At 56.8% G+C, this 11,195-nt stretch carries 10 protein-coding genes and 6 tRNA genes; 14 read left to right on the plus strand and 2 right to left on the minus strand.

The annotated features are described in order from the left end of the window. Positions 1–297: 297 nt before the first annotated feature. Entirely contained in the window at positions 298–477 is a 180-nt protein-coding gene (locus tag JJB07_RS15165) for a hypothetical protein (RefSeq protein WP_201636483.1), read from the minus strand. 132 nt (positions 478–609) lie between these two features. On the opposite strand from JJB07_RS15165, the gene miaB reads away from it, so the two are divergent. The 8 genes from miaB (at position 610) to JJB07_RS15205 (ending at position 9,844) form a co-directional block, all read left to right on the plus strand. Further along, complete coding sequence (gene miaB, locus JJB07_RS15170; RefSeq protein ID WP_201636485.1) at positions 610–2,085, plus strand: tRNA (N6-isopentenyl adenosine(37)-C2)-methylthiotransferase MiaB; 1,476 nt, start codon at positions 610–612, stop codon at positions 2,083–2,085. Then, positions 2,082–2,483: a YlbF/YmcA family competence regulator gene (locus JJB07_RS15175; protein WP_201636487.1), complete on the plus strand. Its 402-nt coding sequence runs from the start codon at positions 2,082–2,084 to the stop codon at positions 2,481–2,483. The genes miaB and JJB07_RS15175 overlap by 4 nt, the downstream gene beginning before the upstream one ends. A gap of 160 nt (positions 2,484–2,643) precedes the next feature. Further along, complete coding sequence (gene mutS, locus JJB07_RS15180; protein WP_201636489.1) at positions 2,644–5,376, plus strand: DNA mismatch repair protein MutS; 2,733 nt, start codon at positions 2,644–2,646, stop codon at positions 5,374–5,376. A gap of 1 nt (position 5,377) precedes the next feature. Then, positions 5,378–7,513 (plus strand): DNA mismatch repair endonuclease MutL, encoded by a 2,136-nt coding sequence (gene mutL / locus JJB07_RS15185; RefSeq protein WP_201636491.1) that lies wholly within the window; start codon positions 5,378–5,380, stop codon positions 7,511–7,513. Then, positions 7,513–8,316, plus strand: coding sequence for a class I SAM-dependent methyltransferase (locus JJB07_RS15190; protein WP_347338356.1), 804 nt, complete (start codon positions 7,513–7,515; stop codon positions 8,314–8,316). Before mutL ends, JJB07_RS15190 begins: the two co-directional genes overlap by 1 nt. Then, complete coding sequence (miaA, locus tag JJB07_RS15195) at positions 8,313–9,260, plus strand: tRNA (adenosine(37)-N6)-dimethylallyltransferase MiaA (RefSeq protein WP_201636493.1); 948 nt, start codon at positions 8,313–8,315, stop codon at positions 9,258–9,260. The genes JJB07_RS15190 and miaA overlap by 4 nt, the downstream gene beginning before the upstream one ends. Positions 9,261–9,309: 49 nt before the next feature. Then, the gene (hfq, locus tag JJB07_RS15200; protein WP_038094535.1) at positions 9,310–9,540 is read left to right on the plus strand and encodes an RNA chaperone Hfq; all 231 of its coding nucleotides are present in this window, start codon (positions 9,310–9,312) and stop codon (positions 9,538–9,540) included. Positions 9,541–9,649: 109 nt separating this feature from the next. Beyond that, positions 9,650–9,844: a hypothetical protein gene (locus JJB07_RS15205; RefSeq protein WP_201636495.1), complete on the plus strand. Its 195-nt coding sequence runs from the start codon at positions 9,650–9,652 to the stop codon at positions 9,842–9,844. Positions 9,845–9,892: 48 nt separating this feature from the next. Here JJB07_RS15205 and JJB07_RS15210 read toward each other — a convergent pair whose 3' ends face one another. Beyond that, on the minus strand, positions 9,893–10,441 hold the full coding sequence (locus JJB07_RS15210) for an Hsp20/alpha crystallin family protein (protein ID WP_201636497.1): 549 nt from the start codon (positions 10,439–10,441) through the stop codon (positions 9,893–9,895). A gap of 127 nt (positions 10,442–10,568) precedes the next feature. On the opposite strand from JJB07_RS15210, the gene JJB07_RS15215 reads away from it, so the two are divergent. The 6 genes from JJB07_RS15215 (at position 10,569) to JJB07_RS15240 (ending at position 11,151) form a co-directional block, all read left to right on the plus strand. Further along, a tRNA-Trp gene (locus JJB07_RS15215) sits at positions 10,569–10,644 on the plus strand. A gap of 64 nt (positions 10,645–10,708) precedes the next feature. Then, positions 10,709–10,783: transfer RNA gene (locus tag JJB07_RS15220), tRNA-Gln, on the plus strand. An 18-nt stretch (positions 10,784–10,801) separates the two neighbouring features. Next, positions 10,802–10,884: transfer RNA gene (locus tag JJB07_RS15225), tRNA-Leu, on the plus strand. A 20-nt stretch (positions 10,885–10,904) separates the two neighbouring features. After that, positions 10,905–10,981, plus strand: a tRNA-Arg gene (locus tag JJB07_RS15230). A gap of 13 nt (positions 10,982–10,994) precedes the next feature. After that, positions 10,995–11,070, plus strand: a tRNA-Asn gene (locus JJB07_RS15235). A 4-nt stretch (positions 11,071–11,074) separates the two neighbouring features. Further along, a tRNA-Glu gene (locus tag JJB07_RS15240) sits at positions 11,075–11,151 on the plus strand. The last annotated feature ends 44 nt before the right edge of the window (positions 11,152–11,195 follow it).

Raw genomic sequence — 11,195 nt, forward strand, 5'->3', positions numbered from 1 at the left:
GAAAAAAGAGCTGAATCCACCGTGCGGGGGATTCAGCTTTTCTCATCGTGGATTTCGGTACCGATCTCATTGCGAGCCAGCAAGTAGAGACAACCTAGTAAGCCGACGATCAAAAGCAAGAACGCCAGCGGCTCCCCGCCCATCGTGATCGAGCCTCCTCGGGCACTCAGAATGGTTGTGGAAGAAGCATATGAGGGGAGGGTTGGGCGAAAGTCCGAATAAAAATCAACAAAGTCAGCCAATCTGTACGACAAAAAAGCGGACGACCGGGAGGGATGTCCGCTTTTTGCTATCTTATTAGTAGAAGCACGCCGACGGCAACCCGATCAACCGCCAGTTCATCTGCGCCGTCTCGCTCTGACACGCCTCTGAGCAAGCGTGCGACGGATCGTCCGGCACACACTCCGGGCAGATGCCACGAGCGCAGAGCATGCACTCCACGATGGCCTCCCGTTCGGGGTGGTTGGAACAGGACATGGGCGACACCTCCTTTTTTGTTAGTATGTCCTTGTTCAAAATTTGTCCCCGTCTACCCTGTAGCATTCGCGACTCTCCTTTTGATATAATGGCTTTTAGGCAATTGTTCGAGAAAGGAGAGACACATAACTCATGACCACCTTCCAAAATGAAGGCTTTATCCATATAGATGACCTTGACCAGCACGCCCTCGACGCGCATCGTCCGTCGATGGATGAACGCAACCGCGTGGACTACCGCGCGGTTGCGAAGGACGTAGGTCGGATCGGGGAAGGGAAAAACTACCTGATCCGCACCCACGGTTGCCAGATGAACGAACATGACACCGAGATCATGTCGGGCATGCTCGAAGAGATGGGCTACCGACCGACCACCGTGTTGGAAGACGCCGATTTCGTGCTGTACAACACCTGTGCCGTCCGCGAGAATGCAGAGGACAAAGTTTTCGGCCACATCGGCACGCTGAAACCGATGAAAGCGAAGAACCCGAACCTCATGATCGGCCTCTGCGGTTGCATGGCTCAAGAAGAAGTCGTCCGCGCCAAGATCCAAGAAAAACACCCGCACGTCGATCTCGTATTCGGCACGCACAACTTGCACATGCTCCCGGAACTGATCGAACAAGCCCAACATACCAAGGAAACGATCTTCGAAGTCTGGGACAAGTCTGACGCGACGATTGAAAACCTGCCGAAGATTCGCAAGGACAAAATTCGCGCGTGGGTCAACATCCAGTACGGCTGCAACAAGTTCTGCACCTACTGCATCGTCCCGTTCACCCGCGGTGCCGAGCGTTCCCGCCAACCGGAGGACATCCTCGCCGAACTGCGCGACCTCGCCGCAGAGGGGTACAAGGAAGTCACCCTGCTTGGGCAAAATGTCAACGACTACGGCATCGACCTTGGCAATGTGGACTTTGGCGACCTGCTGGAAATGGCGGCGCAAGTGGAAGGTCTGGAGCGCATCCGCTTCACCACCTCCAACCCGTGGAACTTCACGGACAAAATGATCGACGTCATCGCCAAGTACGACAACATCCCGAATCACATCCAACTGCCGGCGCAATCGGGCTCTTCGCAGACCTTGCGCCGCATGAAGCGCGGCTACACCCGCGAAGACTACTTGGACCTCGTCAACCGCATCAAGACCAAGATTCCGAACGTCTCCATGACCACCGACATCATCGTCGGCTTCCCGGGCGAGACGGAGGAGCAGTTCCAAGAAACGCTCTCGCTGATGGAAACGGTCCGCTACGACGGAGCGTTCATGTTCATCTACTCTCCGCGTGAAGGCACGCCGGCGACTCGTCTGCCGGACGATGTAACCGACGCAGAGAAAAAGGACCGCTTGAAGCGCCTCAACGAACTCCAAGACCGCATTTCGCTGGAGATCAACAAGTCTTTGGAAGGCAAAGTCCTGCGCGTTCTCGTCGAAGGCGAGTCCAAGAACAACCCGGATGTCCTGCAAACCCGCACAGAATCGAACAAAATCGTCCACATCACCGCACCAAAAGAACTGATCGGCCACTTCGTCAACGTCAAAGTCACCGAAGCCAAGACTTGGACGCTCAATGGCGAACTGGTTTCTGAGGAGGTCCCGGCTGTATGAGCACCATCGCACCTGTCATCGAAGAAAAAGCACGCCTGATCGGAGACATGGTCACCCGATCGCTGGAGATGTCGATCTTCAAGCAAGCGGAGCAAGACCTGTCCACCCATTCCGAAGCGCAAGCGTTGATCGGCGAAATTCAGACCAAGCAATCCAACGGCGGTGACGTCGAGGACGTGCTCGACCGTCTCGAAACGCTCGACGTCGTGCGCCGCTTCACCATCGCACAGGAGAACCTCTCCGAAGTGGTCTCCCATGTCACCAAGATCTTGACCGCCACGCTGTCCGACCGTCTCGACATTCTCGCGCCCGAAGCGGAGGGTGGTTGCGGCGGTTGCACGGCAGAGGGATGCGACAAAGCAACCTCTTGCGACGGCAACGATTCATTGTGCGGCTAAAAACGCATACCACCGAAAAAAGATCCGCGCCCTGAGAGGGTGCGGGTCTTTTTTTCCAGCGGGGTCGTGGTATCGGAAGTAAGGCAAAAAGGGGGACGAGCCACCTTAGATTTGTTATAATGAAGTCCGAATTAGCAAAGAAGAGCGGAGGAAGTTACGAATGGCACGACTTACACCGATGATGGAACAATACTTGGCGACCAAAGCGCAGGTGCCGGATGCGCTCTTGTTCTTCCGACTCGGCGACTTTTACGAACTGTTCATGGAAGACGCCGTGACCGCCGCGCGCGAGTTGGAGATCACGTTGACCGGACGCGCAAACGGAGCGAACGGCGGCGATGAGCGCACCCCGATGTGCGGCGTCCCGCACCATTCGGCCGAGGGCTATGTCTTGCGCCTCGTCGAGAAGGGCTACAAAGTCGCGATCTGTGAACAGACCGAGGAAGCGGGAGCCAGCAAGGGAATCGTGCGTCGTGAGATCGTGCGCGTCGTCACTCCGGGCACCGTGATGGAGCAAAAAGGCCTGCAAGCCAAAGCCAACAACTACCTCGCCGCCGTGGTGGTGCGCGAAGGTGTGTACGGGTTGTCTTTTTGCGACCTGTCGACAGGAGAAATGCTCGTCGTCGAACATGACAGCGAGCAGAAGATGCTCGACGAGATGCTCCGCCATCAGCCGGCTGAAATCATCGTGCCGTTCGGAGAAAAACAGGCATCGTACGCTGTGACCCTGCACGACCTGCTGGCGTGCGTGTTGACGGAAGGCTTGGAAAAAACGCACGGACTTGCCCGCGCGTCGGAAGTCCTGCTTGGGCACTACGGCGTGATGACGGTCGATTCGTTCGGACTCGCGAACCGCCCGCTGGCTCTCTCGGCTGCCGGGATGTTGATCGCCTACCTCGACGTTACACAGAAGCGCAATCTGCACCATCTCAAGATGCCCGCGTATATCACCAGCGACGAATACATGACCATCGATTCGTTCTCCCGCCGCAACCTCGAACTTGTGGAAACGTTGCGCGACAAAGGCAAGCACGGCTCCTTGCTCGGGTTGCTGGATGAAACGGTGACCGCGATGGGCGGACGCCTGTTGCGCCGGTATGTCGAACGACCGCTGGCGAACAAGATTCGCATCGAACAGCGATTGGACGCCGTGGAAGAGCTCTACAAAAACCTCCTCCTGCGCGACGACATTCGCCAATTGCTCGACGCTGTGTACGACCTTGAACGCCTCGTCGCTCGCGTCTCCTACGGCTCGGCAAACGCCCGCGACCTGTTGGCGATCGGTTCGTCGCTGGCTGTCCTGCCGAGTTTGAAAGGTCGTCTGGAAAGCGCGGGGGCTCCGTTGCTGCTCGATCTAGGTCAGCGCATCGACCACTTTGACGAGATCGTGGAGTTGATCGAACGCGCCATCGTCGAGGAACCGCCGACCTCCGTCCGTGACGGCGGTGTGATTCGCGACGGGTTTGACGACTACCTCGACACGCTGAAAACGGCATCCCGCGACGGCAAGCGCTGGCTCGCCGAGTTGGAGCAACAGGAGCGGGAAGCGACCGGCATCAAGTCGTTGAAAGTCGGCTTCAACAAAGTCTTCGGCTACTACATCGAAGTCTCCAAAGCCAACATCGGGAACGTCCCCGACACTTATGAACGCAAGCAGACACTGACCAACGGGGAGCGCTATGTCACACCGGGGCTCAAGGAGAAGGAAGCGTTGATCCTCGAAGCCGAGGAAAAAATGGTCGACCTCGAGTACCAACTCTTCTGCCAAGTTCGTGATGCCGTGAGCGTCATCCTCGGCAAAATCCAAGAGGCGGCAGAAGCGATTGCCACGATCGACGTGCTCCAATCCTTGGCCACCGTCTCGATCCGCCGCCGATACAAGCGTCCGGTCATCAATACCGACGACCGCTTGCATCTCGTAGAAGGTCGTCATCCGGTCGTCGAGGCGATGTTAAAAGGCGAGCCGTTCGTGGCGAACGACACGCTGCTCAACACCTCCGAACACCAGATTGCGCTGATCACCGGTCCGAACATGGCGGGGAAATCGACCTACATGCGCCAAGTGGCGTTGATCGTCATCTTGGCGCAGATGGGATGTTTCGTACCGGCCGACCACGCGGAGATCGGAATCGTGGACCGCGTGTTCACGCGCATCGGGGCGAGTGACGACCTCGCGGGCGGGCAGTCGACGTTCATGGTGGAGATGGTGGAACTCGCCAACATCTTGCACCACGCCACGCCGCGCAGTTTGATCATCCTCGATGAGATCGGGCGAGGGACGTCGACGTTTGACGGCATCTCGATTGCCCAGGCGGTCGTGGAGTTCCTGCACCAGAGCCCGAAAGTCGGGGCGAAGACGCTGTTTGCGACGCACTATCATGAATTGACGACGTTTACGGAGTCGTTTGCGGGCGTGAAGCACTATTCAACGCATGTGCAGGAGCAGGGGGACAGCATTGTATTTTTGCGGAAGATCCTCCCGCAAGCAGCCGACCGCAGTTACGGGATTCAAGTGGCCAAACTCGCCGGACTCCCGCAGGAAGTTTTGGCGCGGGCACGTGAAATTCTGGTAGACTTGGAACAGGGCGGACACGGCACCACCACCCTCAGCGCAGGTTCTGAAAAAAGCGCGCCTTCGTCTGCGCCACTCACTTCCACAGCCCCCGCAACCGACCTCGTCCGCGAGGCAGCCGTGGCTTACGAAGCAGCCCCCGTGGCCATTGCGGAAAAAACGCCGGCGACCGTTCCGGCGCCGTCGGCACAACTCTCGCTGTTTGACGTGTCGGAGCATCCCGTGGTCGACGAGCTGCGCAAGCTCGACGTCATGCGCTTGACTCCGCTGGACGCGATGAACCTGCTCTACCAACTGCACCAGAAAGCACGAGGTGAGTAAGATGGGCAAGATTCAGGTCTTAAGCGACCTCCTCGCCAACAAGATCGCCGCCGGGGAAGTCGTGGAACGCCCCGCTTCGGTCATCAAAGAGCTGTTGGAGAACGCCATCGACGCCAACAGCACCGAGATCGTCATCGAAATCGAAAACGGCGGTCTCGACCTGATCAAAGTCTCAGACAACGGCGTCGGCATGGAACGCGAAGACGCCCTGCTCGCGTTTGAACGTCATGCCACGTCGAAGATTCGTTCGGAAAAAGACCTCTTTCGCATCCGTACTCTCGGATTTCGCGGTGAAGCGCTTCCGTCGATCGCCTCGGTTTCCAAAGTCGAAGTCAAGACCCGTACTGCGGAGGCGAATGAAGGGACGCTCGTCAAAATCGAGGGCGGGCAACTCGTGACGCATGGAGTGACGGCGGCGAAGAAAGGGACCGACTTTGCGGTTCGGGACCTTTTTTTCAACACGCCCGCTCGTTTGAAGTATCTCAAGACGATTCAGACGGAGTTGCACCACATGCTCGACTACGTGAACCGGTTGTCTTTGGCGCATCCTGAGATTTCGTTCCGGATGTACCACAACGGGCGGCAGTTGTTGCAGTCGCCGGGGGATGGTGAGTTGTTGCATGCGGTGGCGGCGATTTATGGAAATGACGTGGCGCGGCAGATGTTGCCGATTGAATGGTCAGACTATGATTATAAGATCGTGGGGGCGGTCGGGTTTCCGGAGTTGAACCGGGCGAACCGCAACCACTGTTCGTTTATCGTCAACGGGCGGTATGTGAAGAGTTACCAACTGCTCAATGCGGTGCAGGCGGCGTATCATACGCGGTTGCCGATCAACCGGTATCCGGTGTGCGTGATTGCGGTGGAGTTGGACCCGAGCTTGGTGGATGTGAACGTGCATCCGCAGAAGTTGGAAGTGCGATTCTCCGAAGAGCGGGACGTGACGCATGCGGTGCAACAGGCGGTGGAGAAGGCTCTGCAACAGCAGACGTTCATCCCGAAAGCTACGGCGAAGTCGGTTCAGACCGAGCTCAAGGAAAAAACGCAGCAGACCGCGTTCGATCTCCCGCTGCCCAAATCAGAAGTGCCGACCGCTCCGGCCCGGGCTACCGGATTCCAGCCGGCGAATCGAACGACCTACGCGACGAGTGGCTCTGAACCGAGTGTCGGAGTCAACGGCCCGAAGTACAAAGAGCCACTCCCCAACGGGGGAGCTGTCGTCCGCGAGACGCCGACCGAGTACCAACCGTCCCGCCGTCGAGACGACCGACGCGAACTCCCGCTCCGCCACCAAGTCGACGCCGCTCTCAGCGTCTACGAAAAAGCAGAGCAGCCGGTTCCTACGCAGACAACTAGCCAAGCACAGTCTGCTGATCAGGTACAGCTGACAAATCAAGCACAGCCATTGAGTTCAGAACCGTTTTCGCACACGAACGAGACACCACTGTCCGTCCCTGTGCCGGAGTCTGTCCTGGACTTGAATTCTCAACCTACGTCTGTCGTCGGGGAATCTGCGCAAGAGAATTTTGCTGACGCGGCCCCTGCACGACCGAACATGCCGCAGTTCCGCCCGGTTGCACAAGTCCTCGGCATGTACGTGATCGCGCAAGACGACACCGGGATGTACATCATCGACCAACACGCGGCGCACGAGAAAGTTCTGTACGAGAAATTCACCAAAAAACTCGCCGACCGTCAGATTCAACCCTTGCCGTTGCTCGTCCCGCTGACCGTCGAACTCACCGCTTCCGAAGCGGCGCTCTTCGAACAGCGCATCTCGGATTTCGCCGACTGCCAGATCGAAGTCGACCAGTTCGGCGGCACCACGTTCTTGATCCGCTCCGTACCGGACATCTGGGAGGGACTCCAAACCCAGTTCCTCCTCCAAGAGCTGATCGACGAACTCCTCCAAGAAGGCGCAACGCCCGACCCGCGCCAACTCATCGAGGCCAAAGTCATCACCAAAGCCTGCAAATCCGCAATCAAAGCGAACCACTGGCTCTCCATGCCGGAGATGGTGGCGCTGTGCGACCAACTGCGCGAACTGGACAACCCGTTCACCTGCCCGCACGGCCGACCGATCATCATCCACATGTCCACGTATGACTTGGAGAAGCAATTCAAGAGGGTGATGTAGTGACCCAATCCCGAAGCCTCATCGTCACCACCGGCAACAAGCCCAATGACGAAACCGTGGCGCTGGCGCACTCCTACGCGAGTGAGCTCGGCGCCCCCTACATAATCAGAAAAAAGCGCGCCATCGACACTCTGCGCGCCGACTACGGCGTCGACGAAGTGCTGGTTTGCGCCGACCGCGTCGCCCTGCACGTCGAGGGCCAAGAGTTTTTTTTCCATCCCTCGATGGCGAACACGAGAATCAAGCGGCTGAAAAGTGGCGAAAATGATGTAGTGATCGAGCGAGCCGGGGTCCGTCCCGGCGATATCGTGCTGGATTGCACGCTGGGACTGGGCTCCGATGCGATCGTATTTGCTCATGCAGTCGGGGAAGAGGGCCGTGTGATCGGTCTCGAATCGTCTCCCGTCATCGCCTTGCTCGTCCGACGCGGACTCAAGGAAGTGAGCGTCGATACCCAAGCGGTCAACACGGCCATGCGCCGCGTCGAAGTTGTGTGCGCCGACCATCTGGAGTACCTGCGTGCTCAACCGGACAAGTCGGTCGATGTGGTCTACTTCGACCCGATGTTCCGACGCACGGTGCAGAAGACGCAGTATATGGAACCACTGCGACATCTCGGCGACGACCGCCCGCTGATGGAGGAAGCCATCCTCGAAGCGCGACGTGTCGCCCGCCGTCGCATTGTACTCAAAGAACGCTGGTATTCCAAGGAATTCGCCCGTCTCGGCTTTTTGATTCCCAAAAAGTCCACGGGCACGATCAACTACGGCGTCATCGATTTGGAAGGAGGCGAATGGTCATGAGCCAGACGACCGACAAACCGTCCGTCCTGATCCTCGTTGGCCCCACAGCAGTAGGCAAGACCGCTTTTTCCATCGCCGCTGCCAAGCACTACGACGGCGAAATTCTCTCCGCCGACTCCATGCAGATCTACAAAGGCATGGATATCGGCACAGCCAAAGTGACCTCCCAGGAGATGGAGGGCATCCCGCACTACGGGCTGGATTTGATCGACCCTGACGAGCCTTACACCGTTGCGGACTTCCAAGCCTACGCAGACGGCGTGATCCGCGATATCCACGCGCGCGGCAAACTGCCGATCGTCGTCGGAGGCACCATGCTGTACGTCAAGTCGCTCACCAACCACCTCGACTTCACCGAAGCGTCCGCCGATCTCGAATTTCGAGCACGCCTGCATGCGGTGGCCGAGCAGCAGGGAGGAGCCGTCTTACATAACCGATTGCGCGAGATCGACCCGGCAACCGCAGAGCGTTTGCACCCCAATGATGTCAAACGGATCATCAGAGCCTTGGAAGTCTACGAGACGACCGGCAAACCGATGTCCGAAGCCTATACGGAGCAACCGCCGGAGTCGAAGTACAACACCCTCGTCGTCGGCTTGAACCTCGACGACCGCGAGAAGCTCTACGAACGCATCAACTTGCGCGTGGACCTCATGATGCAACAAGGTCTGATCCAAGAAGTTCAGAACCTGCTCGCCAAGGGCTACTCCCGCGACCTGCAAAGCATGAAAGCCATCGGGTACAAAGAGATCGTCGACTATCTCGAAGGCCGTTTGACTGTAGAGGAAGCGGTGGAAGCAGTCAAACAAGGTTCGCGCCGCTACGCCAAACGCCAACTTTCCTGGTGGCGGCGAGAGACGACGATTCACTGGTTTGACGCGCAAGAGACGACGTTCCCGATGCGATTCGAAATCATTGACAAGTTGCGAGAAGGAATTTCATAGGAGCGTTTCGAATAGTATCCAATAGAAAAAAGATATGGGGGTAAATACCTTGAACAAACAACAGATCAATATCCAAGATCACTTTCTGAACCAGATCCGCAAGGACAACATCCCGGTAATTATTTACCTCGTAAACGGGTTCCAAATTCGCGGTGTCGTCAAAGCTTTCGACAACTTCACGATCATCGTGGAGTCGGAAGGCAAGCAACAGATGGTCTACAAACATGCGATCTCGACGTTTACCCCGATGAAGAATGTAAGTTTCCACGCTGCTGAGTAAAAGGCAAGCGTTCTCTATAGAGAAGGCTTGGGAAGCGTTCCGTTGTGAACGCTTCTTTTTTTATTTTGCAGTGAAGATGGCAAGACTAAAGCGGTGAGGAGGCGTTGACATGGACAATCACCGTGAGTCGGTCGAACACATTTTTGAGATTTTGAACAACGTCAAAGCCGAAGAACTGCCGGTCTCTGATGCTGTTGATTCGTTGGCCTACTGGTTCCACGAAGCGTTCCAGAGCGGCGAGATTTCCGTCGAGCCCTCGGACGCAACCGACGAGATGATCAACGGCGAGGACATTTGGACGTGAAAAAAAGGAGGTGAGCTTACGGGCTCACCTCTTTTTTTACCCGCTTCATCAGCCAAATGAGATCGGTACGCTGCGGCCTTTGTTTTGGGGTTGTGGTTTTTTGGCAGGGCCTTTGCCGCCTGCTTTCAAGATGCGAATCTCCAGCAAGCCGTTTTTGTACGTCGCGCGCGCCTGTTGCGGACGGACGCGAGCAGGGAGGGAGACCGTGCGTTCAAACGAGCCTCGGAAGCGTTCGTTGAGGTAGAAACGCTCATCCTTGATCGCCGAGAAGCGTCCGGCGAGCGACCCGGAGAGGGTGAGGGCGTCCGGTTTGATGTTCAGGTTGACGTCTCCCGCTTTTTCAAGACCGGGGACTTCGACGATGGCGACGACTTCTTGCTGAGTTTCGTAGATATCGATGCGGGGGTAGACCCCCGTCGTTTTGTTATCGAACAACTGTTTGCCAAACATCTGCTCCCAGTCCATGTCGTGAAAAGTTTTCATTTCGTTGTTCGGCATCTGACTCATGATGTTTTGAAAAAATTGCGGTCCGAACATCTTCCGCAATTGATCGTTGAGTCCGGCGAGGGAGCGGAATCCGTCCATCGGATTGTTCATGCGCTGGCACACCTCCATTCACTTCACAGCCTATGTTGGATTCGAAAAAATAGTGTTGACAAACGCGTGCAAAGTCGATATTATAGAACTCGTCACCTCGGAAGATTGCCTGCGAGGGAGAACACACAGGGGCATAGTTCAGTTGGTAGAACGTCGGTCTCCAAAACCGAATGTCGTGGGTTCAAGTCCTGCTGCCCCTGCCATTTTAGAAAATAGAGCTTGCATGACAAGCTACGATGTGATATACTGAATCTCGTTCTCTTCTATTGGGGAGTCGCCAAGCGGTAAGGCAACGGACTTTGACTCCGTCATGCGAAGGTTCGATCCCTTCCTCCCCAGCCATGAATCACTTCACAGTGAGCGGATGTGGCGGAATTGGCAGACGCACTGGTTTTAGGTACCAGCGGGCAACCGTGGGGGTTCGAGTCCCTTCATCCGCACCATGTTACTTGCAACTTTATATGCGCCCTTAGCTCAGCCGGATAGAGCGTTTGACTACGAATCAAAAGGCCGGGAGTTCGAATCTCTCAGGGCGCGCCATTTCTTGTTTTATTCCTCGATAGCTCAGTTGGTAGAGCGCCCGACTGTTAATCGGATGGTCGCAAGTTCGAGTCTTGCTCGGGGAGCCATCTTGGCCCGTTGGAGAAGCGGCTTAACTCACCGCCCTTTCAAGGCGGCATTCACGGGTTCGAATCCCGTACGGGTCACCAAGTGGAGGTTTAGCTCAGCTGGGAGAGCATCTGCCTTACAAGCA

The organism is Tumebacillus amylolyticus, assembly GCF_016722965.1.
Classification (GTDB): domain Bacteria; phylum Bacillota; class Bacilli; order Tumebacillales; family Tumebacillaceae; genus Tumebacillus; species Tumebacillus amylolyticus.